This window comes from Fictibacillus fluitans (assembly GCF_030418125.1).
GTDB lineage: Bacteria > Bacillota > Bacilli > Bacillales > Fictibacillaceae > Fictibacillus_C > Fictibacillus_C fluitans.
Map to the genome: position 1 here is coordinate 31196 of NZ_JAUHTR010000008.1, position 26100 is coordinate 57295.

Here is a 26100-nt window from a genome sequence, read left to right on the forward strand (position 1 = left end):
GCCGGTGCAGCTGCTCCGGCTTTTCTTTATAAATACAGGGAAAGGTGGTTACTATGCGTCTGTATACAAAAAAGCTGATGGCTCTCTTTTTCTTTATCCTTATTCTATTACTGGTCCCCACCCGTTCTTCTACGGAAGATACCGAAGTCAGGATCTGGCTGACCACTCCAGACCAGAAGCACCTGCTAACGCCGCAGCATCATAAGTTTTTCTCCAATCGGCAAAACGGCACAAACCCGGTCATTGCTGTTGATGAAAAAAAGGAATACCAAGAGATGGATGGTTTTGGTGCAGCTGCCACAGGCTCATCGGCCTATTTAATCAATCAGAAGATGACAGCGGACCAGCGGGAAAACCTCCTTACCGACGTCTTTACCAGCCAGGGAATTCATATGAGTTATGTCCGCCATACAATAGGTGCCTCCGATTTCTCTGTCGATCAAAATGGAAATCCAAGCAGCTATACGTACGATGACATCGATAGCGGTACAGACTATAACCTGCGTGCCTTTTCTGTGGCGAAAGATCAGGACGTCATGAAGCTCCTTAAAGCCATCAAAAAGAAAAACAAAGAAGTAGGTATACTGGGGACGCCCTGGACCGCCCCTGCGTGGATGAAATACGATACTCCTACAACAAATGGCTGGTATTTGGATTACACTGACAAGAAAGTGTATCAGGCTTATGCCAACTATTTTGTGAAGTATATTAAAGCCTATAAAAAAGCCGGCATACCCGTTAATGCAATAACGGTTCAAAACGAACCGGGTTTCACTTCTCCCTCCTACCCCAGCATGAGCATGGGGGCAGAAGAACAAGCGATGTTTATCAGGGATTACCTGGGACCAGCTTTTGCTAAACATGAAATTTCCACCAAAATTATTGCTTATGACCATAATTGGAAGAACGGTCTTTCTTATGCTTCTGAAATTTTGAAAGATCATGAAGCAAGCACTTATACAGATGGAACAGCGTTTCATTGCTACAACGGTACTCCTCAAGCGATGTCAGATGTTCAACAAGCCTTTCCTGAAAAAAATATTTACTTCACGGAATGCAGCGGCGGAAAGTGGAGTACGGACTTTGGAGAAAACTTAAGCTGGTATATGTCCAATGTCATCATCGGTGCACCCCGAAACTGGGCAAAAACGGTACTGCTTTGGAACTTGGCTTTGGATCCAAATAGCGCGCCATTTAACGGAGGATGTGATAACTGCCGTGGCATGCTGACCATTGATCCGGACAGCGGAAGATATACCAAAAACACAGAGTACTACGCGGTGGGTCATATAAGTAAATTTGTAAGGCCTGGAGCGGTGAGAATCGGGTCAACTGAAGATAAGGAAATAGAAACTGTTGCCTTTAAAAATCCGGATCATTCAATCGTGCTGGTTGCTGCTAACACGGGACATGAGCCTCGTTTTTTTACAGTCAAACAGGATTCGAAGACTTTTCAATATAAGCTCATGGGCAAATCAGCAGTCACATTCACATGGAAGCCCGGACTGTAAAACAACATCCAATTTCCCCCAAACCTCTCAAAAGGTTTTATTTACAAAGAAATCGTGTTACGATGCAAAGGCTCTTCGGTTATCGAAGAACCCTTGGAGGTTTTTATTATGAATGATTTAAAACAAATCGAAGAATATTGCAGTCTGCTGACAGAAACCTTTAACATTCCCTTTTACTATGTGAATCATGGGGGAGAACTTCAATTCGAGACAGCATCACATACTGGCATTAATCCTTTATATTCTTCTAAACAAACGATGCTAAAGCAACTTATGGAACTGGAAAATCCCAGTATTCTCCCTTTATATACAATTACTCCTTATTATGAAAACTTTTTCTCATTGCCTGTTTGTAAAAATAAAAAGCTGGCAGGAACCCTGATTGCCGGCCCCACGATCGATCATCCCTTGAAGGAAGAAACTCTGATCGGTTTGATAAATGACCTGCCATTGGCTGGTGATAAAAGGCTGCTGTCTGATTATTACCAGTCCATTCCTGTAATCAGTGAGTGGAATAAGATTCATATCAGCAAGCTCCTGTACCATATGCTCTATAAAGTAAAACTCGATACTAAGGATATTCTTCATAACAACCGGTTGATGAAGGATAATTCCCTGCCACGTGCCGAGATTGCCATGACTGTGTCAAAGAGGCGCCAGAATAACACCTTTCACACAAGTCCTCTTATTGAAAAGAAAGTCTTTCAATATATTAAGGAAGGGCGCAAGGAAGACCTTATTGAAGTAAGGAAAAAATATTTCAAAAAAGAGGGAATGGGTGTTCTTTCCAGAACCAGCCATATAAGAAGCCAGAAAAACTTAGCGATTGTAGGGATTACCCTGGCCACCCGCTATGCGGTTGATGGAGGCCTTTATCCTGAAATCGCCTATACTCTCAGTGATAAGTATATACAAAATATAGAAGAGCTGACGGATGTGAATGAAGTTTGGACTCTGGTTGATCAGGCTCATTATAGCTTTGCCGACCGTGTAGATCAGCTTAAGCGGCAAACGTATTCTAAACCAGTTATCACCTGCCAGAATTATATTTTTTCTCATATATACGACGAATTGAAAGTGGCAGAGCTTGCTAACATGCTCAAGCTGCATCCAAACTATTTATCATTGTTATTTAAAAAAGAAACAGGTATGTCCATCACCAGCTATATCCAGAAAGCAAAGGTGGATGAAGCCAAAAACCTGCTCACTTTTTCTCATTATTCAGTGTCAGAAATTTATACCCTACTCAACTTCCATGATCAAAGCTATTTCACAAAAGTCTTTAAGAAACTAACTGGCGAAACACCCAGCCAGTTTCGCAATCAAAAAAAGTCATCCTTTTAATACAAAAACCGCCTTCAATGAGTATTGAAGGCGGTTTTAAATTTAGATAAACGCATTAAGAATCAGCGCGCCGGCAAAGGCGACAAAAGAAAGCAGTGTCTCAAGTACAGTCCACGTTTTGAATGTTTCATTAACGGTTAACCCAAGATATTCCTTAACCATCCAGAAACCGGCATCGTTGACATGGGAGAACATCAAGGAGCCAGCACCGGTGGCAATAACAAGCAGTTCCAGGTTAACCCCGGACATGTGCTCGATAATTGGTGAAACGATTCCTGCTGCTGTAGTCAGCGCCACTGTTGCTGACCCCGTTGCAATTCGGATCAATCCCGCAATCAAGAAGGCAAGAACCAGCGGAGATAATGATAAGTTCTCCGACATTTGCCCAATCGTATCGCCTACACCGCTGTCGATGAGAACTTGTTTAAATCCTCCGCCTGCCCCAATAATTAAAATAATGGAGCCTACAGGAAGCAAGCTGTCTTCCGAAAACTTCCTCAGCATATTTTTATCCATTCCCTGACGGATGCCAAGGAAGTAGAATGCCGCAAATACAGAAATCAACAAGGCAATTACTGGACTTCCGATGAAAGCTAAAAATTTCTCAATTCCCTGAGGCAGTGACATGAATGGTGCCGCTGCAGCAAGAACCATAAGGATGACAGGCAAAAGAATAATTAGAAACGAAATGCCTGTACTAGGAAGCTGCTTGTAGTTTGTATTGAAGCGAATTAATTCCGGCTCCCCTTGAGGAACCACTCGTTTGTGCACCCATTTTGCAAAAAGCGGACCAGCGATGATGGCTGCCGGAATTGCGATAATGAGAGAGTAAATCAAAACGTGACCAAGGTTCGCTTTGTAAATGCTGATTGCAGTAAGTGCACCTGGATGCGGCGGCACCAGGCCGTGTACGATGGATAACCCGGCGATTACCGGCAGTGCAATCAGAAGGATATTTTGTTTTGTTGTCTTTTGAATGGAGATGACGAGCGGCAATACAATCAAAATCCCTACTTCAAAGAAAACGGGAATTCCGATAATAAAACCGGCGAACAGCATGGCCCAGGGCAATTTTTTCACACCGAACTTACGGACAAAAAAATCGGCAACCTGCATGCCGGCGCCTGATTCAGCCATCATCTTCCCAAGAATCGTTCCGAGCGCCAGAATGCCAACAAGGTGGCCAAGTACTCCTCCAACCCCTGTTTCGTACGCGCTTACAATCTTGTCAAGTGACAGACCTGCTGTAAGTGCCAGAAATAAACTGGCGATCGTTAAACTAATAAAAGCATGCCACTTAAAAACAGACACCCCGACAATAACAAGGGCGATGGCTGCTAAGGTAATAATAAGCAAATAAGCGTCCAACTTCTTTCCACCTTTCTTAGAAACCCCTTTCATTCGAAAACAGGGCTTCCCACTACCTTCTTCCCATGAAAAAAGCAGTACTTTAAAATTTCACTTTGTTTATCTTAACAAAAAAGGACACTGTTTGCCTACCCGTTTGTTTTATGGATTTTTTTACCTTAACCTTAGTTTTCTCTATGTATCACTTTTATAATAAATAAGATGATCGGTCCATTTTCCATCATGCAATGTAAATCCTTTCCTCACACACTCATATTTCATTCCTACAGCTTCCGCCAATCGGATGGAGGAATCATTGTTTGGATGAATATGGGCTTCAATACGGTGGAAACCAAGCTGTAAGAATGCCAATTCTAATGCTCCCTTTACTGCTTCCTTTCCATACCCTTTTCGCCAGTATGGGTTCAGGACGTTATAACCGATTCTGCCCCATTGAAATCCGTCCCGCAGCAGTGTTGATATGTCAACAACACCGATATGACTGCCGTCGCTTTCTTTGAATACACCCAATATGTAAGCATCATCATGTTCCATAGAGCGCTGCTGTGTTTTAACCATCTTGTCAAACCAGGAAGGAGTAAAATCAGACATATCCACCTTTCCTTCGTCAAATTCATTCTTCGCTTCACTGCAGCTTTCATAGGAAGCAAACCAATTCGAATAATCATGGATAAAATATGGCCTGATAAGGAGACGGTCAGTTGTTTTTTCAAGGATTAAAGGTCGTACCACGAAGAAGCCCTCCTGTACATACTCGAATTCTACCATTGTACACCGTCATAGGTACCTTGTAAAAAAGACATGAGTCCTTTCCTTTTTTTAGCTTTTCCATTAGGATATATAGGTTAATACCTAAAAGAGAGAAGGAAAAACATGATTCGTTTGTATGGAGCTCTGGTCGGTTTGAGCCTGATCTGGGGACTCTCCTTTGTCTTTATGAAATGGCTGCTGGAACCGGCTGGCATATGGGGAGTCGTCTTTATTCGCACCTTGGCTGGCGCCATTATTCTATTACCCGTAGTATTAAGAAAAACAACCCATTCTGCTAAAAAACTTCCGATTAAATGGCTCTTGATCACTGGATTCTTCAACTGCGGCCTCGCATGGGGACTGATTTCCCTGAGCGAAACCGTTATTCAGTCCAATACCGCATCGATTTTAAATGCAACCACTCCCATTTGGACTGGATTGATTGGATTCTTTCTGTTTTCCTACCGACTGAACAAACAGCAGTGGCTCGGCATTCTTATTGGCTTCTTTGGCATATTGGTCCTTATGGACTTTCAGGTCGGCCATTTGTTCGGCACCCAATTTGTCGGGATCGGCACCATGGTCCTCGCAGCCATTTGCTACGGTTTATCCGGGCAGCTCACAAAGCGCTATTTGTCAGGTGTAGGTGTAGCTACGATAACTTTTTTTACACTGATTACAGGAGCGGCTACCGGCCTTGTTGGCGTTCTGCTGACAGAACCGATCAATGTTGCCCAGCTGCTTGAACCAAAGCCCATCTTCGCCATTCTCGGTCTCGGCTGTCTCGGTTCCGGCTTTGGCCAGCTTATTTATTTTTATTTGAACAAAAACGGCAGTCCCGAGTTTGCTGCTACCGTCACATATCTTATTCCGGCAAGTGCCATGGTTTGGGGCTACATTCTTCACAATGAGCCTGTCACACCAAACTTGATCATTGGTTTACTTATCATTTTCGCAGGGGTTTACCTTTCTTCCAAAAAAAAGAGAATCAAAGAAAAGATCAGCTCCATCCAAAGAAAAGAGGCATCCCGCTAACGGGTGCCTCTTCCTTTTTCTAGATAAACAATTCCATATGATCTTCATCATAAAATACACCATCTACCTTCATTGCTCTTGTTTCTGTTCCGTAAACGGTAAACCCTAAGCTCTCATAAAGTTTTTTTGCCTGTTGATTGCTTGAAACCACAGTAAGATTCAGCTTCTCAATGCCTTCCATTTCCTTTGCCTTTGAAATCGCGGCTTCCATTAACGCTTTTCCGACGCCCTGTCCCCGGCTGGGCGAAGTGACATACATGGCAAAAATATTTGCTTTGTGGCTCATTTTTTTGTATCTCTCCTGAATGAGTGTAACCATGCCTATCATAATCCCATCTGCGAACGCCCCAAAGGTGGAGCTGCCTTCCGCCTTGAAATTTTCTTGAACCTGCTCAATAGGATACTTCCTTTTCACAGCATCTTCATAGCTTGAAGCAAAAGCCTCAGGTGAAAACATCAGTGCCTCGAGCCTTAATTTCCAATATTCTTCTGCATCTGAGGCAGTGAGTGATCGTACTTCCATCATTTCTCCTCCTTCTGATATTACATTTACGTACACTGGGTCATTTGCGGAAGCATCAGTTGTCCAAGCGGCATAATCTAGGAATAAGAAATTAATTTAAGGGGAAAGGCAAATGAAATTCTGTCGTCTATCATCAATAAGAAAAGGTACTCCGCTGTCCATCACCTTGCAGGGAACACCCCTGCCAATTGTTCTTACCTTCATCGCCTTAAAAAAGTCCTGCCTAGTTGGAACCGGGACTGATGGAAGCATCCTGATCATCAATAAAAGGGATATTACCGCTATTCAGTTTTTGCAGTTCTTGCCCTCTGGCTCACTGCCGGTCTTGCCCGGGCTTGCTGCACTGAATTCCGCACAAACCATAGAACAAATTCAGGCTGCACTGCTTGATCCTGCCCTGGGATTGAATTTAACAAATTATAACAGTCTCTCGGATGTGCAGCAAAGAGAAACTGCCACCCGGCTTCGTGCCGCGCGCCCAGCTGCCGGATTTCCGGATGCTGCAAGTGCCCAAGCGGAATTGAATCGGCAAGCCCAGGCGGTTAATCTTGATGAAGTAAATGCGGCACCAAATGCGGCAGCCGTCCGCACGAGCATTGAACGTGCCGCACTTCAGCTTGATCTTAACAGATACAGCAGTGACTCCCTCAATGATTTACAAAGAACTGCTGTGGCTCAGTCGATTTTTGCTCAACGTGAGCAGCAAGGACCTTATCAGAGCGCAGAAGCGGTCCAGTCTGCATTGGATGCTGCAATAGATGAACAACTGCCTCCACCAGAGACGGTTGTTCAAACGGCTTTACCCGTCATATCCTTTTTAGAAATGATTAACTATGCTCATTCAACTGAAGAACTAAAAGAAGCCATTGAACACCCTTCTTCCGACCTAGATTTATCCAAATATTGGATTCTATCCGAACTCCTTCAGTTCTCAGTACTGGATACTTTGCTGAAAATTCGGCCCAAAAAAGGATTTACGACAAAAGAAGAAGCAGAAATCTACCTTCAAGCCGTAATCAGAAAGATTTCTCAATCTGAATAATAATCGTTAATCTCGATTGAGATCCGATTCCCAATTTATTGTATACAACAAAAGAATAGAAAAATCCTTCTTAGACTGTAAAGATGCAAAAATGCTAAATTACTGCTTCCTCCACTGGATCAGTATAAAAAACGGCAACCCCCATTCAGGGTTACCGTTTGTTTTTTCTTTAATCATTCCTTACGATATGAACATCGCATTTGGCATATCGGGCGGTATGCTCGGAGACGCTTCCTATAAATGCCCGGTCAATGACATTCATGCCGGTTGCTCCGCAGACGATCAAATCCGCATGGACCTCCGGTGCAATGGACTTGGCCAGCGTTACTTTGGGAGAACCGAGCTGGAGCACCTTTTTCACGTTTGAAATTCCCAGCTCCCTCGCTCGGTTTTCAAATTCATTCAGCAGACTATCGCCATATTCCTGCGCCTGTTCCGCCATGGTGACATACCAATCATAAGCAGAAAAGTTTCTGGTATCCACTACATGCGCCAATATTAATTGTGCATCTTTCTGTTCAAGCGTCACATCGACCGCATGGTTAAAGGCCTTTTCTGACGCTTTTGAGCCATCCAGTCCAACGAGAATGTGTTTATACATAGTCTTCATAAGACATCCTCCTCTATGCATCTTCCTCATGTTACACCTTGATCATAAACCTTGTTACTGATCCTGTATGTGATATTTTTCACATAAAAAGATAAAAAAGAAGGAATGCTGAAATCCTGCTCCGAATAGGTTGAGAAGATGAATAATAACTCATTGTAGAGGAGTAAAACACTGTATGATTTGGTTGATCGTCTTTACCCCAGTAGCAATTCTCCTGGTAGCCGCCGTGATGATCGAACGAAAAGGAAAAAAGAGTATCAATATGGAGCATGACCATCAGCACATCACCGAGGAAGGAAATGCGATTCGTGAAGGGGCTCTGCATCAGGCCAAAAATAATAACAATATTGGCATATAAACGGCCCGCTACTGTTAAACTAGTGGGCCGTTCGCCTTTCTATTTTCTTTTCTCCCAATCTGGTTTTAGCAACGAGTAAACCCGCTGATCACAAAATTGCCCATGAAATGTTGCATAGCCGCGAAGGATGCCATCCTGCCTGAACCCTGTCTTTTCAAGGATTTTCATGGAAGGAAGCGCATCGACATTCGTAAAAGCTTCCAACCGATACAGCTTCATTGTGTAAAATCCAAATTCTATCATTTTTTCCAATGTCTCAGTCATATACCCCTGCCGCCAGTACTTCTTGCCAAGGTCATAGGCAATTTCACCTCTGGATCCCCGGATCGTTTCCCAGCTATTAAAACCGCAGGAACCGATGAGCATATCATCTTCCTTGCGAATGATTCCCCAGCGGAAGGCGGCGTTTTCATCAAACAGATCATTCATGAAGCTGATCATTTCTTCTGCTTCCTCTATGTTTGTGAGTGGTTCTTCCCCCATATCCTTTACAACGAGTGGATCGGAATAGATGTTCAAAAATTCCGGTGCATCTTCCGCCGTCATTTTTCGCATATATAGCCGTCTTGTCTCCATTTCTGGAAATGCGTCAAATTTCATTCCTATGTTCCTCTTTAACTAGTTTATGTTTTCTGCTTCCCTTATCAGTTCAGGTGACCACTTCCAATCACTGATGTTCACTGCATCCGTTACGTGGTATGGCTTGCTTGCTCCGACAATGGCGGATGATACAGCGGGTTGATTCAAAACCCAGGACAGAGCAAATTGTGAAAGACTGACCTCATTCTTTTCCGCGAGCTCACGATATTTGCCAACCAGCTCAAAATTCCGTTCCGTGAAATAATTCTGGATAAGGCGTTCTCCCTTGGCTGCGCGGCTTTCAGGAGGAGCATCATCCCTGCTTTTGTATTTGCCTGAAAGCATGCCTCTGGCCATCGGGCTGTATACCATAACTCCTACACCTTCAGATTCGCAAAACGGCAGCAGTTCCTGTTCAATTTCTCTTGATAGCAGGTTATATTGCGGCTGAACGGAAACATATTTTTCGAGATTCATTTTTTCACTGATTCCGTGGGCTTTCATAATCTGCCAGGCCGCATAGTTGGAGCAGCCGATGTATCGCACCTTCCCGCTCCGGACCACATCATCAAGTGCTCTTAAGGTTTCTTCAAGCGGTGCATTTTGATCGAATAAATGAACCTGATACAAATCGATATAATCGGTTTGCAGCCGTTGAAGAGAATTGTCAATCTCCTTCATGATATGAGATCTGGAAAGGCCCGATTCATTCATGCCGTGACCCATGCGGATGCCTACCTTTGTAGCCAGTACGACTTCATCTCTTCTTCCCTTCAGCGCACGTCCAATGATCTCTTCGGATTCGCCCGTGCCATAGGGTACCTCAGTGTCCTGCCCCTTGCCATAATAGTTGGCAGTATCAATAAAATTAATTCCTTCTTCCATTGCCTGATAGAGAATGGTTTGGGATGCTTCCTCATCAATCCAGCGCCCAAACGCCATGGTCCCTAAACAAATGGACGACACATCCAGTCCTGTTTTACCGAGTTTTTTATATTGCATGCTATCACCTCTTACTCCTGTTCTACCATATTTGTTCAGAATGTTTAAATTATTTGTCTGGATACATGATTTTGGCGTTTGAAGGAAGTCTCCGGACGTGCTCTAAATGAGCCGTTACTTTTGTGTCTTCTTCCTCGTTATAGACAAAGCCAAATTGGACAGCAAGCTCGCAGGCAAGCTTTCGAAACAGGCTTCCCATTTCAAAGAGCGCTTGCCATATCGTTTCATAGTCTCCGTCTGGATACGTTTTGACAAACTGGTTCCACACTTCTGCTTCGAGGTATTTTTCAAAATACTTTCCGCATTTCCCTGAATCCACCGAGAAATTATGCTTTTGGCCAATATGCCAGCGAATCATGAGAACCAGCATATCCCGCACCGGACCGTCAAACATGGCTTTGGCGTACGGCAGCTCTTTTCTCCATAACCCTTTGGCAATATAGGTGCTTACCCACCAAAATTCATTGCAGCAATCGTTAAATTCTTTTTCTGAAGGAGGCAAGGTGAGATAATCCTTATTGCTGGGGGGTGGTAATTCACCAAGCAGACCGTCTTTATCAAGGATTACCTTGCTTAAACTTTCATGCTGTATGTTATGTATGCTGTCCACAGGAAAAAAGGTGATGTCCAGCCGCTGGCCATCCGCAAACTGAAGGAGAAAAGTGAACTTTTCTGTTTTTTCGCCAGTACTATTTGTCCCCATGCCGTCAGGAGTCTGCATAATCATGATCTCGCCAAAACGCTTAATCCATTGCCGGTTTTCACGGTAAAATGCAACATCCCTCGTTAAGCAGACAACGTCGTAATCCTGAAATATATCCCCTTCCACCTTTTCATCCACCCTGGAGCCGTTCAGAATCATCGCCCTTATGGCTTCCTCTTGTATCGCAAAGGATTCTAGTTTCTCAATCATCAATTTTAGCTCCTTAATTACTTTTCTTTTTTGGAGTTTCTTTCCTCTCAGTCACATTACCCTGCTTCTTTCCATGGTTTTCAGGCTTTGAAATAATCATTAAACTTGCTGCCAGACTGAATATGATAAGAAGTCCCCACAGCCCTTTCTTTATCCAGGGTGTATCGATCCATACTGTAACCAGGCCAATCAAAATAGTCGCAACAAACAACACGATCCAAACTTTATATAACTGATCCTGCTTCATGGTCCAACCCCCTTCTTCCGTAAAAAAACGCCCGGACAGTTGCCAGGCGTTCATCTTTTCTATAATTCTCCCTTGATTTCCTGCTGGATGACACGTTTTTTCATAATCGGAACCAACGTGCCCACTCCCACAAACAGAAGAAGTGCACTCAACTGGTAGATCAGGACAATGGATAAATGTGTTTTCATCCAGCCGGCGGCCGACATGGTAATGACCATCGCCCCCATAAAAAGGGGATTCAGTATTCCGTTCACGCGCCCGATAAAGGCTTCCTCCGTGTTCTGCAGGATCATCGTGTTGATTCCAATGTGAATACACGGCATGAAGAGCCCGGAAAAAAATTGGGCAAACAGCGTAAGCCAGAAAAAAGTGGACAAACCCATTCCTATGAAACCAATGGCACTTGCAGCCATTCCGATCGCCAGCAGTACCTGGGGCAGCATTTTCTTGGACAAAGCCATTGTAATTCCCCCGCCCAGGATCATACCGATACCAAACGCTGCCATCAGCCATTGAAGCTCTTCTTTTGGAAGGCCAAGACGTTCAGTAATGATAAAGACACCGAGCGGCTGTGTAAGGCCGATCGCAAGGCCAGCTGCCGCAAAACAACCGCCAAGCAACGTCAGCGGCCTGCTTTTCAACACATAACGAAATCCGTCTTTCATCTCCTGTATTAATGTTGTTTTCAGCGTACTTTCTTTTTCAACACGGTCGGCGGGAAGCATCAGAAGGACGGCAGCGGATAATAAAAAGGCTACTCCCATCACCCCTATGGCAGTCATAATGCCAAAATGCTGGTAAACAAACGTTCCCACAATGGGCCCAAGAATCATAAACAACGCAAAAATCGTCTGGTACATCGACATGCCCATTTGGACCAGCTCCGCAGGTACGTGAATCTTAAACAGTTTCATGCCGGATGGCTGGGAAAACTGCGAGAGAATAGAAGAAACAAGTGTGGCAAAGAATATGACCTTCCAGCTGGCGAACAGCAGTGTCAATAAAACGACAAAAACGGAGATGGCACTTAATAAATCGCACCATACCATCGTCCTCTTCGGCTTCCATCGGTCAGCAAACGTTCCTCCTATAAAAGAAAAGAGAAAGATTGGCGCAAATTCCGCAACGGATATCAAAGAAACAGCTACCGGATTTTCATTTGTCTTTTCAATCACATACAGCAGGATGGAATAGTTCCTGACCCAGATACCAATCTGAAGAAAAAATACGGACAGCAGAATGGTTCGCACCACCTGGTTTTGAAACAGGGCACCCATGCCCGCTTTTGACTGTACTGTATTTTCATTCATAAAAAAACCTCCTGATCCGTTTCTGGACAGGAGGCTCTTTTTGCCGCAAAAAGGCAGAGAACACACGGGTTCATCGCGTGTTTCTTTTGGGCAAACAACAAAAGGGCATACTGAATCCTATCCAGAAAAAAAATTAACGTAAAGACTGATACGAATTTTTTAGCGAATAAGATTAGTTGTTCATCGCCCTTTGTTCACCCTTCCGAATTGAATTATCTACATAGTATCCAATTATAGTCAAAAACTCAATAATCATTCATAAAAACAGGAGGAATTCCCCAAAATATAATGTGCACACCCACTAAAGGAGGAATAAATCATGAAAAAAGTTTTTAGAAACACGTTGGTTCCTTTGTTTGTTGTACTGTTAGTCCTCTCGCCCATCACAGCCCAGGCCAAAGCCCCGGAGCGCATTCAACAGGAATGCCTGAGTCCAAAGCATGTGAAACTTCAGGGGGATCTCAGGAAGCTGTGGTCCGACCATACCATCTGGACCAGAAGCTATATCGTCAGCGCTCTTGCCGGACTGAAAGATCAGGATCTTGTGTTGAAGCGCCTCCTGCAAAATCAACAGGACCTGGGAAATGCAATTAAGCCCTATTACGGTGAAAAGGCAGGAAACAGACTGGCCAACCTTCTGACGGACCACATTCTCATTGCAGGAAAATTGGTTGAAGCCGTAAAAACAGGAAATCAGGCTGACGCAAAAAAGTACAATACAGAGTGGTATAAAAACGCGGATGACATTGCGCGCTTCTTGAGTTCTGCCAATCCAAACTGGACAGAAAGCGGGTTGAAGGAGCTTTTATATACCCACCTTAAATTTGTAACCGATCAGGTAGTCACCAGGCAGCAGCAGGACTGGGCAGGCGATATTAAAGCGTATGACATGGGTGAAGATCATATTATCAGAATGGCTGACACCTTTACAGAAGGAATCGTCAAACAGTTCCCCAATCAATTCTAAAAATCAAAAAAGGAAGGTACTCTTTCGTACCTTCCTTTTGCCATTACGCCTGCCTGAGGGATTCTCCATCCGTCAGCGTAACGCCAATTTTTTTATGTGAGGATGATTCCTTTTTAATCAATTTGACCAGCTGTTCAGCTCCGGCTGCTCCCCATTCACGTTTGGAATAATCAATTGTGGTAAGGCGCGGATGGGTATACTGCGCAACCTCAATGTTGTCAAACCCTATAATATGGACATGCTCACCAACGTTATAAGATGTTCCTGACAAGGCATTGTACATGCCGATCGCCATTTCATCATTCAGGCAAAATACAGCGACAGGTCCTGAATACTCTTCCATAATTTCTCTTCCTGCTTGTTCTCCGGAAGCTTTGTTGAAGTCCCCCTGAATTACTGTGCACTCGATGCCGTTTCTCTCAGCCGAAAGCAGCGCCTGCTGAAGACGCTGGTTGGAATCAAAAGAACCCTTGGGACCGGTGACGATGTAGAGCTTCCGGTGGCCAAGTTCAACCGCATGTTCAACAGCAAGCTTCGCTCCTGTCTTGTTATCCAACAGTACCTGAGTAATATTTTCATGCTGCAGCTCACGGTCAAGAACGACTAGTTTATGTCCACGGTCTGCGTAGCTGAGCAATTCTTTGTTGGAAAAGTGGGCATCCAGAATAATGGCTCCGTCAATCATGCCTTCCGGGAGAAAACGGTGGGATTCCTTCCCGCTGCAAACAATCAGCTCATAGCCGTCATGGGCCAGCTGATCGAGCATGCCTTGCTGAAGCTCACCATAAAAGGCGCCGCTGTAATTGGTTAAATAGACTCCGGCAATCTTGGTTTCCCGTTTCTTCAGTGTCCGTGCCGCTGCATTCGGGATATAATTCAATTCTTTGGCAATTGCTAATATTTTCGATGTCGTTTCTTGTGTTACTTTCTGGCTTCCATTTAACGCATACGAGACCGTTGATATGGACACGCCAGCTTGTTTCGCAATATCTTTAATACTGACCACCCGGGCACACTCCAATCTGTCATGAAAACGTTATCTCTATTATACAATGGTTCTCGCACCTATGGTCATTCTTATGAATGAAGAGCATGGCTCTCCTTATTTTCTAATATCAATAATGTTGGTTTCATTATTGTCTGATTCACAGGCCGCCTGCAATTCATCAAGTCTGAGTTTAAACCCTCCGGTACGGTATCGGTTCGACAGCACTTCCACAGCAGCTTCTTTTCCATTAATCAAGATACCGCTTTTTTGGCTTCCGCTTAAATCATAACGGAAGGAAACAGGAATTCCATTCACATGGTAGTCAAAGACTAAACCATCCAGCTTGTCCGGCAGCACCGGATCAATGATCAGTGCCTGATCCTCCAGTCTGATTCCGAGGCAATTGGAAATAAGCTGATTCATAAAGATTCCCGGACCGCTGGAATAGATGCGCCATCCACCTTTTACAGGAACTGATCCATCCTTCAGCTCATTAAACCGCTCCTGCGCTTCATAACGGGTATTGAACTTGCCATCCGAGCTGCTGAAGTAAGCATTGCTTTGACGTCTTTCAGCATTAGGTACAACTTGCTGAATGGTTATGGGATTAATTGTTGCCAGACCATCCCATGTCTGATCCGATTTGCCAAGCTTCGCCATAGCTTCAACAAAGCGGATGTGGGCATGTACGTACTGCAATCCGATTTCCCTGCCGAAATTCGCCGCCTGTTCGGCACGTTTGAACCTCGTGCTCACACCGCCAGCATAGTTGGCCGGACGATTCATCAGCCTCACACCATCCGGGCAAAGCATGTTCGCTTCAATCAGCTCATAATGATGTGCAGCCTCCTCGGGGCTCAACAATTCGCTGATCATACTGCGCGTCATTGGAAGAAGACGATACTGAATTCCTGTCTTTTCATCCGTCGGATGCAGCATCCACTCCACTTTCCCAGGTTCCTCCATGTACAGGAAACCAGGAATGGTGCCGGCAGAAAGAATATGTGCAGTAAAGTCCTGTTTAATTCCTTCAGCCATGCTTTCCAAGAAGGCTGCTTCTTCCTCATGGACCGAGCGAAGCTGGGAAGAGAATTGGTTAAGGACCTGATAGGTAAGAGAAACGGTCCAGCTGCTCACCATGTATTGTTTCAACTGTGCGTTGGCAGGCTGCAGGGTATCATCCCAGTCGCCGTCACCGTATGATGACAGGAACGTTCCGTGAAGAAAATGATCCTTGATATAATCAATTTGCTTCTTTACATGATCAAAAAGCGGAACCGGCGTTTCAGTAAACTCTCCGTTGTCTGTAGTATACGGAACCAGCTCATCGAGTAATCCAAAATCGTTTGTAGCCTTTAAATAATCACTGAGCGCTTTCAGCGGCCAGACGATTATATCTCCATGGCTTTCGTGCTGCTGAATATGGGAATAACGGTCGAACATAAACCATTGCGGCCAGTTGCCCGTGCTCTCAAACTGATGGGAATAAACCGTTTGAATAATTTCACGAACCGCTTCATGGTTTTGAGTGGCCAGGAAATATTCAGCCGGCCCCTGGCAGACATCGCGTGTCCCCCACGCCGCTCCGCCGTATTGTTCCAAACCATGAGGAACTGAATAATGGACAAGCATATTGTGTGTATACCACCAGGAAATGGAATTCACCTTTTGGATCTCTTCACTGTCATTCCCCGGGAGGCTCAAGTGGAAGCCATTGGTGATAGACTGATAATATTTCCGGAACGCCTGAATTTCCTTATCTAGATCTCTGGTTTTAAACACCGGCTCCCCCCCATGAAGCTGCGCCTGAACAGAAAGGGTCCAGTTCGCTGACTTCTGAAGATCCAATACAACCATTGAACTGCATCCCGGCTCAAAGTGATCTCCAAACACCTGTTCATTTTCCACTGAAAAATCAGTACCTGCAACTTGCAAGTCATATCTCAGGCCTGGATAGACGTTTGCGCTGTCCGCTCCGCTTCCCGCCTTAAACGTAAGAATGTTTCCATTTGCCTCCATGCTGTAATCCACATCATATTCATTATTGTTCATGGAAATCTGATTGGTAACAAAATAGCGGTAAGCCTCTCCGCTCAATGACTCGACTTCCAAGTTAATTTCCGGGGAAGAAACGGTGGTATAGTTGGTAATCTTCAGCGTATCATTGTCTGTTTTGTAATACCATCGCACATAGTTGATCCCAATTTCAAAGAGGGACGGCATTGCGAGCAGCTGAAACTTGCCATTTTGTTCCACGTAGATCCGCTGTCCGGACGTTTTCATCACATTCAACGGATTTCTTGTGTTTGTCATCATTTTATTGAAAGACGTGTTGCCTTTTACAATATGAGAATTAAACACCCCAAACATATAGGAGGTTGAGGTGATTACCTCTTCTGTAATCCCCACGTTGTTGCCCGAAACCAGAATATGGCCATGAGGCCGTTCTACCAGCATTTCCTTTTCTTTAAGCACGATATGTTCATGTGTTGGCGTAAAGAAGGAAAGCAGCTGATCCCCCTCGTATTCTTCCAACTGCCGCTCAGGGAAGAGCTCATCAATTTCCCCAGCACTCATCGACAGAGTTTTCAAGGACGTGCCAAACGCTGATGACCAATTTGCGTCTCCAACCTCTTGGAAGCTCGGTGAGGAAATTGATTGGACAACCCCCCAGGCTTCTTCAATTTCTTCCAGGTACTCCAGCTGTGTGACCGCTTCTTCGTGATTCTCTTTAAACAGCCCGTAAAACACAAAGCTTTCTTTTCCTGAAAGAGATACTCGTTCCGATTGGAGTGCTGTATAGGCAAATTCATATTGATAGTTTTCATTTGCGAGCCTTTCTTTTTTCAACGCCTCAGGCTTATTGGTCTCCTTATAGGAAAGACCGAAGAATTGAAAGCCGTCTGTTGAATAGCCGGCTGCTTTTGTTAAAGAACCCTGCTGCAGATAAGGAAATCCTGATGAAGCGGGCTGATTTTGCCGGGAGCATACAACAAACCCTTTTTCCTGATCCTCATATACACTGTGATCCACATATTGTGAAACATAAGCTTCGTTGGTCCGCACAGCTCCTCTATCGGCGAGTCCGATATCCTGCGCATAAATGACGTCAATCTCTGCCGCCTCACCTGCGGTCTCAACTTCCCAAAACCAAATCCCCTTCTCCGTCAGAGAAAAGGTAACGGTATAGGCAATGCCGTCAGCTGTCCCGTCCCAAACCACCTGGGAGCCCGATTGTTTTACCCTGCTTTTTGACTGGCTGCCAAGCAGAGGAAAGGCGGTTATCCCCTCCGGTTTATAGATCCGTAAATAAAGGTTGTTCAATCCTCCGTCAATCGGGTTTGACTGCCATTGGTTAATCATAATCCCTTCATTCACTGCTTCGAACAAGTCTCCGCTGTTCAAAAAGGTAAAAGTGGTGTTTCCTGCCTGAATGTTAAAAGTAGACTTTGTTTTGGTGGTCATGAATTCCCCTCAAATCTTCTATAGTTATTTGACTAGCGTAAAAGACTGTTCTTTCACTTCCGCACTGTTCGGACCGACAAATACGATAAATTCGCCGGGATCGCTCGCAAACTGCAAATCGGAGTGATGATATCTAAGCTGCTCTTCTCTCAGCGTAAAATTAACTTCCTTCGTTTCACCAGGTTTAAATGTAAGCTTTACGAAATCTTTCAGTTCCTTCAGCGGCCGAACCACCTCACCTGACAGATCTCTTACATAAAGCTGTACGGTTTCCTCACCTTCACGCTCACTTGTATTGGTGATCCGGACTGTTACGTCAATGGTCTCTCCTGCTTTAAGTGTTTTATTCGACAGAACAGGTTCTTCATACGTAAATGATGAGTAACTGAGCCCGTATCCAAATGGATAGAGTGCTTCATTCGGAATGTCGAGGTACTGGGAAACGTAGCGTTCCTGTGCATCTGGTGCCCCCTGCGGCCTGCCGGTATTAAAACAGTTGTAATACACCGGCACCTGTCCGACATTGTGCGGGAAAGACATCGTCAGTCTTCCTGACGGGTTCTCAAATCCGTATAGCAGATCGGCTATGGCATGTCCCCCCTCAGTTCCCGGGAACCAGGCTTCCAGGACCGCATCTGCCCGATGAGATACTTCCGTCAGATCCAGCGGGCGTCCGTTAAACAGTACAACTACTGTTGGCTTACCCAGCTTGCTGATTGCCGCAAGAAGCTCTCTTTGGACTTCTGGTAATCTGATATCACTTCTGCTTCCGGCCTCACCGCTCATCTCCGAACTCTCACCGAGGGCGAGGATCACAACTTCCGCTTCCTCTGCCAGTGCAAGAGCTTCCTTCAGCTCTTCCTCAGTGCCTCCTGCCACATCACACCCTTTGGCTGAAGACAGGGACTCTAAGCCAGCTCTCTTTGCGATTCCTTCATAAAGCTGTACCGCTTTTTCTCTTGATCCTTTCCAGGCCCACGGACCGAGAATGTCTCCGTTTTGTGCAAACGGACCGATTAAAGCGATCTTTTTACCCGCTTGAAGAGGAAGAACCTTATCATTCTTTAATAAAACGCATGACTTGACCGCAAGCTCTCTTGCCGCATCCCGGTGCTCCTCACTCATGATCACTTCTTGTTCCCGCTTTTCATCTGCTCCGCGATGCGGGTGTTCAAAAAGGCCGAGCTTCTTTTTCAATGTTAAGATTCGAAGGACAGCTTCATCGATAAGCTCTTCTGAAACCGATCCGCCCTCCACCAGTTCCTTCAGATGCTGCACATAACAGGTTGTCATCATTTCAATGTCAACTCCGGCCTTCATCGCCTTCTCTGCAGCTTCCTTTTCGCCGTCCGCGACACCATGAGGAATTAATTCTTTGACCGCTCCCCAGTCGGAGATGAGGATGCCGTCAAAGCCCCATTCATCCCGTAAAAGATCCCGCACCAGCTTTTTATTCCCCGATGCCGGAATTCCGTCCACTGTATTAAACGCGGTCATAACCATCTCACAGCCTTCATCCAGAGCCGCTTTATATGCAGGAAGGTACATTTCGCGAAGCTGCCGTTCAGACATATCCACTGTATTGTAGTCACGACCGCCTTCTGCAGCTCCATAAGCGGCGAAATGCTTCACACACGCTGCGACACGGTCTGTGTCTTCTGCAAGATTCTTTCCTTGAAAACCTTTTACAAACGCCCTTGCAAATTCACTGTTTAAAAAAGGGTCTTCTCCCGTTGATTCCATCACTCTGCCCCATCTTGGGTCACGGACAAGATCAACCATCGGTGCAAAGGTAACATGTACACCGGAAATTGAAGCCTCCCGGGCGGCGATTTCTGAACTTTTTTCCGCCAGCTCCATGTCCCAGGAACACCCAATGGCAAGCGGGACAGGGAAGATGGTCTTAAACCCGTGTACGATGTCTGCCATGATCAGGAGAGGTATTCCGAGCCGGTTGTTCCTCAGATGTGCTTCCTGTATGTTCCTGACCTCTTTTGCACCAGATGCGCCAAGAACCGACCCGCTGTTTCTTACAATTTCTTCTGTAATCCCCATTTCTGCCATAGGGCCGGTAATTTCACCCTCTTCTTCTGCTCCTTCAAAAAAAGGAGTAGCCAGCTGCATAAACTGTGCGATCTTCTCATCTAATGTCATTTGTTCCAATATGGAATGCAACGCCTGATCTGCCATCCTTGTTCCTCCCTATCCCTTATCTATTAAAATATTTGTCATAGAAACGTTTCGATGTTCATTCATAGAGGATTATAGCGGTAGTACCGAATGTGCGTCAATATCTCAATTGAAACGTTTCACCTGTTGATATCGCTCAATCCCTTGCTCCATAAGGAATAGCTTAAACTAAATAATTTGAATTTTTATTTTTTCAAAACAAAATATAAAATTTCCTGTTGTAAACGATTACACATTGGATTATAATAGCCCTGTCGAAACGTTTCAATAATTCAGCTTAAAAAACGATCTATATTTTTTTACCATGTATAGAAACGTTTCACTATATTGTAAACTTTTTCAAAAAGGCTTTTAAGAGTTCAAGTAAAACAACAACTATATAGGGGGAGTAAAGAAATGAAAAACTGGTTACCAAAACTGAACAAAAAGATGATCGTTGGTTCGTTGGCCGGCACCCTGCTTCTGACCGGAGCATTGACAGGCTGTTCGTCAGGTTCGTCCAACAGCGATAAGACCGTCATTAATGTATGGGGAATGGGTGAAGAAGCCAAGTCCCTGCCAAAGATCGCCGAAGCTTTTGAAAAGGAAAATCCGAAAATCGATGTAAAGGTACAGGCGATTCCGTGGGAAACTGCCCATGATAAACTTTTGACTGCAGTTGCAGCCAAAAAAGGACCGGATGTCGTTCAAATGGGAACTACTTGGATTCCAGAGTTTGGCTCAGCCAAGGCACTTTTGGACTTGAAGCCGTATATGAAAAAATATCCTGAACTTGACCCTTCAAATTACTATGAAGGTTCTGTTGAAACAACCAAATACAAAGATCAAACGGTCGGTGTTCCCTGGTATATCGATACACGTGTTCTTTTTTACCGTACTGACTTGTTAAAGAAAGCAGGTTACAGCGAGGCTCCAAAAACGTGGGAAGAACTCAGCGCTGCTGCTAAAAAACTGGCAGATCGCGGAGATAACAAGTATGGCATCAGCCTGGATACAAAGGAACAAAGCCTGGGCTTTATGTTTGCCCGCCAAAACGGAGCAGAATTATTAGACAGTCAGGGTAAACCGCATTTTAACGATCCAAAATTTGTTGAAGCCGTGGACTATTTAAACAGCTTCTTCAAAAATGGTTCCGCACCAAAAGATTCTGGCATTGATATCGTCCAGGGCTTCCGTGGCGAAGGAATGCTGCCAATGTTTATCAGCGGGCCATGGATGGTTAAACTGATTAACGACCAGGCACCGGACCTTAAAGGAAAATGGGCTACTGCCGTTCTTCCTAAAAAGGAAAATAACCTTTCATCACTTGGAGGATCAAACCTCTCCGTCTTTAAGTATACGAAGCAAAAAGATGCATCATTGAAATTCCTTTCATTCATGAGCAAGCCTGAAACCCAGCTTAAGTGGATGAAGATGACCAACTCCCTGCCTTCAGCGAAAAAAGCATGGGAAGACAAGTCATTGAAAGAAAACAAATTTTACACGACGTTTGGCGAACAGATGAAGGATTCCAAGCCAATGCCTGTCATCAAGCAATGGGAGCCAATCGCACAAGCTTACCTGAGCTCTTTTGAAAAGATCTACCGCGGCAAGACAACCGCTAAAAAGGAAATGGATGTCTTTAACAAGAAGTCAGAGGAACTATTAAATAAATAAAGCCTCAAACCAGATAACTAGCAGAAGCTTCTGCTAGTTATCCCTTTACTATCACAGAAACCTTGTAAAGAAAGGAGCTCATAATGAAAGCTCTGAATACCAAAACACCTTATTTTTTCATTGCACCGGCCCTGCTTCTTTTAGGTTTATTTTCATTGTTCCCTATTGTGGTTGCTCTTGTTATCAGTTTTACCGATATCAGTCTGGAGAGCCTGGGAGACTGGTCAACCATTCGCTTTGTCGGCCTTGAAAATTACCTTGAAGTTTTTAAAGACCCTATTTTTATGAAATCCCTGTTTAACACCCTGTTTTACGTTATCATCGGTGTACCGCTGGTCATCATTTGTTCATTGGCGGTAGCACTATTGATTAATTTCGGAAAGGCAAGGATCTTCAGGGCGTTTCGTGTGATCTTCTATATGCCTTCCATAACAAACGTGGTGGCCGTTGCTGTTGTATGGAGCTATCTGTACAATCCGCAGCTTGGACTGTTTAATTATGTGCTTAATTTTCTCCACCTGCCTTCTGTTCCATGGCTTACCGATCCGACCATGTCCAAGGTTTCGCTGATCGCACTTGCCGTCTGGAGAGGCATCGGAGTGAACATGATTATCTTTTTGGCAGCCCTGCAAGGGATTCCGAAAACCTATTATGAAGCCGCACAGCTTGATGGGGCAACAAACTGGAAGCAACTGACCAAAATTACGCTTCCGCTCCTGCGCTATGCCATCTTTTTCGTATCGATCACAACGATGATCGGCTGGCTTCAATTCTTCGAGGAACCCCTTGTTATGACCAAGGGCGGACCGCTGGACAGCACCACATCAGTCGCTTTATTCATCTATCGAAACGGCTTTCAGCTCAGCAATTTCGGATATGCGGCTGCAGGATCGTTCGTCCTGTTTATCGCCATTATTATCATAACGCTGCTTCAGTTCCGATTGCAGAAAAAAGAGGTGGACTATTAATATGGAAACCATGAAGCTAAATTCTGTAAAAGCAAAAGCGCAAACGAACTCATCGGCAAAAGCACGCAGAGCCAATAGGATGCAGCAATGGGTTACCGGTATTATTCTGGCCCTCGGCGGATTTATTATTTCGATCCCTTTTATCTGGATGATTCTTTCGGCATTTAAACCGGAAATGGAAGTCATGCAGATTCCTCCGACCTTCCTGCCAAAGGAATTTACGCTGGAAAACTTCGTTAACCTGTTTGAAAACATGAATTTTACCGTTTATCTGCGAAACACCATTGTTGTGGTGCTTTGCTCCTTTATCGGTTTGTTTTTAAATGCTATGGCCGGCTATGCCTTTGCGAAATATCAATTTAAAGGCAGAGAAAAACTATTTTATCTTGTTCTGGCCACGATGATGATTCCCGGACAAGTAACGATGATTCCTGTTTATTTGATTTTAAACCAGCTTCACCTGACCAACACCATGGCAGGGATTGTCCTTCCCGGATTGGTTGGAGCGTTCAGCATCTTCTTGTTCCGCCAATTCATGTCTACTATCCCTGATGAGCTGCTTGAAGCAGCCCGACTGGACGGGGCAAGTGAGTTCAGACTGTTTCTACAGATCATCTTGCCGATTTCCAAACCGATTTTGGCCGTTCAGGGCATCCTTACATTCATCGCAGGGTGGAACAGTTTTTTATGGCCATTGATCATCGCTAATGACGAAAGCCTCTATACCCTGTCTGTGGGGCTCTCCTTGCTAAAAGGACAGTATGGAGGGAATTTCGCTCTTCAGATGGCAGGTTCAACGTTTATGGTCGTTCCTATTGTTATCATTTTCATGTTGTTCCAAAAGCACATTATCGAAGGCTATACCATCTCTGGAATGAAATAATTAATAAAAGCGCAAACCCTGCGGGGTTGCGCTTTTTTTATTACTTTATGGAAAATACTTCTTTCTTAAGCAGTTCAACCGGCTTCCTCGCGATTGGGTCGCTATGGAAATAATTGCGGATCACATCGTGCTTGACGTGGTTGGCAATCGAAACCATGATCATCCCCTGGTCAAGCGCCAGGTACGCTTTGGCCACTTCCCCGCTTTTTACATTCACGGAATCATAAAACCCATGCTTGCCATAAGCGTTCAATTTCCGGAGCTCATGAATATTTTTAGCCACTGCATCCGGTGCATAATCCAGTGCTAAGAAGGACGCGTGCGCCGTCACTGTGCCATCATCCTTATATCCTGATGTCCCCAGAGGTGTTGCCGCAAATTCACTATAGCCATCCGGAGTCGCCGACGGCGAGAAGCCCCAAGCCGGATATCCCTTTTCTTTGGAAAATGCGATTTGCAGCTGTACATGGCGTGCGTTGTTCAGTCCCAGTGCATTTTTGCTGTATTTCTTTTCATTTAGTACCAATCCGGGCATCAAGCCTTCAAACATGCTGCCGCCCCAGCTTGGTACATACTTTACTCCCTTGTATTCATAATGTCCTTCAAATACTGGAACCCCGTCATAGTTCACAGTCGGACCTTCAGGAATCTGTGATTGCCAGTCCCATTCTTTTGGGAGCGTGCGGTACATTTTCCACCAATGGTCTTTTGGCACGTCCCCCTTGCCGATCGCGATATAGCTACCCAGTCTCGGTTCTGTGTAAAACATTCCGTAATGGTGGTCTGTCAGCTTTCCGCTCACTACGTCGTACCCACCCCTGAACTGACCAACCTCAGGATCGTAGAGCGTTGAGTAATCCATGTTTTTCACAAGCTTGCTTGTTTGCGGATAAAGCTCTTTATACGCCTGCCCGGTTGTGATCAGCCCGGCGGTCAGCCAGCTGTTGTCCACTTGTGAAATGAATTGGCCCCAGCCTGTTTTTAATGTTCCATCCGTGTTGTACCAATTATAGAAAAGGCCGTTCCATTTTTTCAGCCCTTTCAGGGTAAGGAGGGTGGTCTGGAGTCGAAGAACCGCTTCCTTCCTTGAGATCATGTGCATTTTTTCAGCAGAGATGGTACTCAGCATATACATTGAAATGTTCGTTGGTGACGTATGCTTCGCTTCTTCTGCTTCTCCATCTGGCAACCGGACAATGTCGCTTGTCAGTCCTGTTTTGGCATCAGTATACTCTTCAAAAAAGCTGTAGGTATCTTTTGCAACCGTTTTCAATTCTTTTTGAAAAGATGGATTTTTTTGTTCCGAGGCATGAACTGCTCCAGCAGGCAGAGCAGAAAACAGGGCAAAAAGTACGGCAAGAGCGGTAAAGGCTATTTTCTTCATAAAGTCTCCTTTTGCATTTTTTTATTTTATCGAAACGTTTCACCTCTATTTTATCAAATAAAATTTTTACCGTAAATTCATTCTGGGTATCTAATGGCTTTAAAGCTAAAAACAGGTCTTTTGACTTAAGCAGAAGGTTTCAGTTACTGAGGGAAGGGAAAGCAAACATTGTTTACATTTAAAGGAGGTTATTAAAATGGATATGAAAGACAAAGTAGTTCTCATTACGGGAGCAGCCGGGGGAATTGGCCGTGCAGCAGCCAGCCGGTTTGCAGCTGAAGGGGCAAAGCTTGTACTTGTAGACTTTGATGCTGACGGGCTGAAGAAAACGGTGTCTGATCTGCATCTTCAAGAAGATTCCTGTCTGACAGTGACAGCTGATGTCAGCAAGGAAGATGATGTGAAGAATTATGTAACCGCTGCCAAAGAAAGATATAGCCGTATCGATGTATTTTTTAACAATGCCGGTATTGAGGGTCCATTCAGCATGATCAAAGATACCTCTGCAGAAGATTTCGATAAGGTGCAGCAGGTCAATGTAAGGGGGGTATTCCTTGGATTAAAATATGTGATTCCTGTCATGGAAGCACAACAATCAGGAAGTATCATCAATACCTCATCGGTTGCAGGGCTTTCCGGTTCACCCGGTATGTCGCCATATGTAACCTCAAAGCATGCGGTCATCGGCCTGACTAAAACTGCAGCTCTTGAAGTAGCCGAGGCCGGCATAAGGGTTAACTCCATTCACCCTTCCCCGATCAATACACGCATGATGCGCTCCATCGAAGCCAACGCAGCTCCTGGTCAGGCAGAAGCCGCCCGTGAAGGGTTCGCACAGGGTATCCCCATGAAGCGGTACGGCGAACCCGAGGAAATCGCCGAGCTCGTTTTATTTCTGGGATCGGACCGCTCCAAATTTATAAGCGGAAGCCAATATTCCATTGACGGAGGGATGTCAGCAACATAAGTCCTTTGGCGAAGCAGATAAATAAAAAGAACAACCCGGC

General features: G+C 44.8%; 23 protein-coding genes. 10 read left to right on the forward strand and 13 right to left on the reverse strand.

Going from position 1 to position 26100, the window contains the following annotated elements; translation table 11 throughout:
• Positions 1–53: 53 nt before the first annotated feature.
• Positions 54–1511, forward strand: a complete 1458-nt coding sequence (locus QYB97_RS15090) for a glycoside hydrolase family 30 protein (protein WP_301166840.1) — start codon at positions 54–56, stop codon at positions 1509–1511.
• 108 nt (positions 1512–1619) lie between these two features.
• Positions 1620–2855 carry a helix-turn-helix domain-containing protein gene (locus QYB97_RS15095; RefSeq protein WP_301166841.1) on the forward strand — a complete coding sequence of 412 codons (1236 nt, stop codon included), beginning with the start codon at positions 1620–1622 and terminating at the stop codon, positions 2853–2855.
• A gap of 42 nt (positions 2856–2897) precedes the next feature.
• On the opposite strand, the gene QYB97_RS15100 is transcribed toward QYB97_RS15095, so the two are convergent.
• Entirely contained in the window at positions 2898–4223 is a 1326-nt protein-coding gene (locus QYB97_RS15100) for a GntP family permease (protein ID WP_301166842.1), read from the reverse strand.
• A gap of 174 nt (positions 4224–4397) precedes the next feature.
• A complete protein-coding gene (locus QYB97_RS15105) occupies positions 4398–4955 on the reverse strand; it encodes a GNAT family N-acetyltransferase (protein ID WP_301166843.1) in 558 nt (185 codons plus the stop codon).
• Positions 4956–5096: 141 nt separating this feature from the next.
• Here QYB97_RS15105 and QYB97_RS15110 point away from each other — a divergent pair, with 141 nt between their 5' ends.
• A complete protein-coding gene (locus tag QYB97_RS15110) occupies positions 5097–6008 on the forward strand; it encodes a DMT family transporter (protein ID WP_301166844.1) in 912 nt (303 codons plus the stop codon).
• 19 nt (positions 6009–6027) lie between these two features.
• Here QYB97_RS15110 and QYB97_RS15115 read toward each other — a convergent pair whose 3' ends face one another.
• Positions 6028–6534 carry a GNAT family N-acetyltransferase gene (locus QYB97_RS15115; RefSeq protein ID WP_356948186.1) on the reverse strand — a complete coding sequence of 169 codons (507 nt, stop codon included), beginning with the start codon at positions 6532–6534 and terminating at the stop codon, positions 6028–6030.
• Positions 6535–6643: 109 nt separating this feature from the next.
• Here QYB97_RS15115 and QYB97_RS15120 point away from each other — a divergent pair, with 109 nt between their 5' ends.
• A complete protein-coding gene (locus QYB97_RS15120) occupies positions 6644–7573 on the forward strand; it encodes a hypothetical protein (protein ID WP_301166845.1) in 930 nt (309 codons plus the stop codon).
• Between the two features lie 169 nt (positions 7574–7742).
• Here QYB97_RS15120 and QYB97_RS15125 read toward each other — a convergent pair whose 3' ends face one another.
• Entirely contained in the window at positions 7743–8183 is a 441-nt protein-coding gene (locus tag QYB97_RS15125) for a universal stress protein (RefSeq protein WP_301166846.1), read from the reverse strand.
• Between the two features lie 175 nt (positions 8184–8358).
• Between QYB97_RS15125 and QYB97_RS15130 the strand changes: the two genes are divergently transcribed.
• Entirely contained in the window at positions 8359–8541 is a 183-nt protein-coding gene (locus QYB97_RS15130) for a hypothetical protein (RefSeq protein ID WP_301166847.1), read from the forward strand.
• Between the two features lie 39 nt (positions 8542–8580).
• Here the strand turns inward: QYB97_RS15130 and QYB97_RS15135 are convergent, their stop codons facing one another.
• From QYB97_RS15135 to QYB97_RS15155, 5 genes are read right to left on the reverse strand one after another with little or no spacing between them, the layout of a single operon-like run.
• Positions 8581–9141 carry a GNAT family N-acetyltransferase gene (locus QYB97_RS15135; RefSeq protein ID WP_301166848.1) on the reverse strand — a complete coding sequence of 187 codons (561 nt, stop codon included), beginning with the start codon at positions 9139–9141 and terminating at the stop codon, positions 8581–8583.
• 18 nt (positions 9142–9159) lie between these two features.
• Complete coding sequence (locus QYB97_RS15140) at positions 9160–10122, reverse strand: aldo/keto reductase (RefSeq protein ID WP_301166849.1); 963 nt, start codon at positions 10120–10122, stop codon at positions 9160–9162.
• Between the two features lie 49 nt (positions 10123–10171).
• On the reverse strand, positions 10172–11053 hold the full coding sequence (locus tag QYB97_RS15145) for an aminoglycoside 6-adenylyltransferase (protein ID WP_356948190.1): 882 nt from the start codon (positions 11051–11053) through the stop codon (positions 10172–10174).
• The gene (locus QYB97_RS15150; protein ID WP_301166851.1) at positions 11049–11282 is read right to left on the reverse strand and encodes a hypothetical protein; all 234 of its coding nucleotides are present in this window, start codon (positions 11280–11282) and stop codon (positions 11049–11051) included. The genes QYB97_RS15145 and QYB97_RS15150 overlap by 5 nt, the downstream gene beginning before the upstream one ends.
• Positions 11283–11341: 59 nt before the next feature.
• The gene (locus QYB97_RS15155; protein WP_301166852.1) at positions 11342–12592 is read right to left on the reverse strand and encodes an MFS transporter; all 1251 of its coding nucleotides are present in this window, start codon (positions 12590–12592) and stop codon (positions 11342–11344) included.
• A gap of 319 nt (positions 12593–12911) precedes the next feature.
• Here QYB97_RS15155 and QYB97_RS15160 point away from each other — a divergent pair, with 319 nt between their 5' ends.
• Positions 12912–13559, forward strand: a complete 648-nt coding sequence (locus tag QYB97_RS15160) for a glycosyltransferase (protein ID WP_301166853.1) — start codon at positions 12912–12914, stop codon at positions 13557–13559.
• Positions 13560–13602: 43 nt separating this feature from the next.
• Here the strand turns inward: QYB97_RS15160 and QYB97_RS15165 are convergent, their stop codons facing one another.
• The 3 genes from QYB97_RS15165 to QYB97_RS15175 all read right to left on the reverse strand — a co-directional run bounded on the left by QYB97_RS15165 (position 13603) and on the right by QYB97_RS15175 (position 20202).
• On the reverse strand, positions 13603–14565 hold the full coding sequence (locus QYB97_RS15165; RefSeq protein WP_301166854.1) for a LacI family DNA-binding transcriptional regulator: 963 nt from the start codon (positions 14563–14565) through the stop codon (positions 13603–13605).
• 96 nt (positions 14566–14661) lie between these two features.
• Positions 14662–18012, reverse strand: coding sequence for a GH36-type glycosyl hydrolase domain-containing protein (locus QYB97_RS15170; protein WP_301166855.1), 3351 nt, complete (start codon positions 18010–18012; stop codon positions 14662–14664).
• 24 nt (positions 18013–18036) lie between these two features.
• Complete coding sequence (locus QYB97_RS15175; protein WP_301166856.1) at positions 18037–20202, reverse strand: glycoside hydrolase family 3 N-terminal domain-containing protein; 2166 nt, start codon at positions 20200–20202, stop codon at positions 18037–18039.
• Between the two features lie 396 nt (positions 20203–20598).
• On the opposite strand from QYB97_RS15175, the gene QYB97_RS15180 reads away from it, so the two are divergent.
• The 3 genes from QYB97_RS15180 (at position 20599) to QYB97_RS15190 (ending at position 23709) form a co-directional block, all read left to right on the forward strand.
• Positions 20599–21858 (forward strand): sugar ABC transporter substrate-binding protein, encoded by a 1260-nt coding sequence (locus QYB97_RS15180; RefSeq protein ID WP_301166857.1) that lies wholly within the window; start codon positions 20599–20601, stop codon positions 21856–21858.
• Positions 21859–21941: 83 nt separating this feature from the next.
• The gene (locus QYB97_RS15185; protein ID WP_425589811.1) at positions 21942–22826 is read left to right on the forward strand and encodes a carbohydrate ABC transporter permease; all 885 of its coding nucleotides are present in this window, start codon (positions 21942–21944) and stop codon (positions 22824–22826) included.
• A gap of 79 nt (positions 22827–22905) precedes the next feature.
• Positions 22906–23709, forward strand: a complete 804-nt coding sequence (locus QYB97_RS15190) for a carbohydrate ABC transporter permease (protein WP_301167060.1) — start codon at positions 22906–22908, stop codon at positions 23707–23709.
• A 40-nt stretch (positions 23710–23749) separates the two neighbouring features.
• Here the strand turns inward: QYB97_RS15190 and QYB97_RS15195 are convergent, their stop codons facing one another.
• Positions 23750–25093 carry a glucoamylase family protein gene (locus tag QYB97_RS15195; protein ID WP_301166858.1) on the reverse strand — a complete coding sequence of 448 codons (1344 nt, stop codon included), beginning with the start codon at positions 25091–25093 and terminating at the stop codon, positions 23750–23752.
• 196 nt (positions 25094–25289) lie between these two features.
• Between QYB97_RS15195 and QYB97_RS15200 the strand changes: the two genes are divergently transcribed.
• On the forward strand, positions 25290–26060 hold the full coding sequence (locus QYB97_RS15200) for an SDR family NAD(P)-dependent oxidoreductase (protein WP_301166859.1): 771 nt from the start codon (positions 25290–25292) through the stop codon (positions 26058–26060).
• Positions 26061–26100 lie beyond the last annotated feature (40 nt).

What these genes read in the sequence shown, in the direction of transcription:
- QYB97_RS15180 (WP_301166857.1), top strand. Translation starts at nt 20,599, where the DNA reads ATGAAAAACTGGTTACCAAAACTGAACAAAAAGATGATCGTTGGTTCG.
- QYB97_RS15090 (WP_301166840.1), top strand. Translation starts at nt 54, where the DNA reads ATGCGTCTGTATACAAAAAAGCTGATGGCTCTCTTTTTCTTTATCCTT.
- QYB97_RS15125 (WP_301166846.1), bottom strand. Translation starts at nt 8,183, where the DNA reads ATGAAGACTATGTATAAACACATTCTCGTTGGACTGGATGGCTCAAAA.
- QYB97_RS15170 (WP_301166855.1), bottom strand. Translation starts at nt 18,012, where the DNA reads ATGACCACCAAAACAAAGTCTACTTTTAACATTCAGGCAGGAAACACC.
- QYB97_RS15200 (WP_301166859.1), top strand. Translation starts at nt 25,290, where the DNA reads ATGGATATGAAAGACAAAGTAGTTCTCATTACGGGAGCAGCCGGGGGA.
- QYB97_RS15150 (WP_301166851.1), bottom strand. Translation starts at nt 11,282, where the DNA reads ATGAAGCAGGATCAGTTATATAAAGTTTGGATCGTGTTGTTTGTTGCG.
- QYB97_RS15195 (WP_301166858.1), bottom strand. Translation starts at nt 25,093, where the DNA reads ATGAAGAAAATAGCCTTTACCGCTCTTGCCGTACTTTTTGCCCTGTTT.
- QYB97_RS15185 (WP_425589811.1), top strand. Translation starts at nt 21,942, where the DNA reads ATGAAAGCTCTGAATACCAAAACACCTTATTTTTTCATTGCACCGGCC.
- QYB97_RS15130 (WP_301166847.1), top strand. Translation starts at nt 8,359, where the DNA reads ATGATTTGGTTGATCGTCTTTACCCCAGTAGCAATTCTCCTGGTAGCC.
- QYB97_RS15135 (WP_301166848.1), bottom strand. Translation starts at nt 9,141, where the DNA reads ATGAAATTTGACGCATTTCCAGAAATGGAGACAAGACGGCTATATATG.
- QYB97_RS15120 (WP_301166845.1), top strand. Translation starts at nt 6,644, where the DNA reads ATGAAATTCTGTCGTCTATCATCAATAAGAAAAGGTACTCCGCTGTCC.
- QYB97_RS15175 (WP_301166856.1), bottom strand. Translation starts at nt 20,202, where the DNA reads ATGGCAGATCAGGCGTTGCATTCCATATTGGAACAAATGACATTAGAT.
- QYB97_RS15115 (WP_356948186.1), bottom strand. Translation starts at nt 6,534, where the DNA reads ATGATGGAAGTACGATCACTCACTGCCTCAGATGCAGAAGAATATTGG.
- QYB97_RS15155 (WP_301166852.1), bottom strand. Translation starts at nt 12,592, where the DNA reads ATGAATGAAAATACAGTACAGTCAAAAGCGGGCATGGGTGCCCTGTTT.
- QYB97_RS15160 (WP_301166853.1), top strand. Translation starts at nt 12,912, where the DNA reads ATGAAAAAAGTTTTTAGAAACACGTTGGTTCCTTTGTTTGTTGTACTG.
- QYB97_RS15110 (WP_301166844.1), top strand. Translation starts at nt 5,097, where the DNA reads ATGATTCGTTTGTATGGAGCTCTGGTCGGTTTGAGCCTGATCTGGGGA.
- QYB97_RS15095 (WP_301166841.1), top strand. Translation starts at nt 1,620, where the DNA reads ATGAATGATTTAAAACAAATCGAAGAATATTGCAGTCTGCTGACAGAA.
- QYB97_RS15140 (WP_301166849.1), bottom strand. Translation starts at nt 10,122, where the DNA reads ATGCAATATAAAAAACTCGGTAAAACAGGACTGGATGTGTCGTCCATT.
- QYB97_RS15190 (WP_301167060.1), top strand. Translation starts at nt 22,906, where the DNA reads ATGCAGCAATGGGTTACCGGTATTATTCTGGCCCTCGGCGGATTTATT.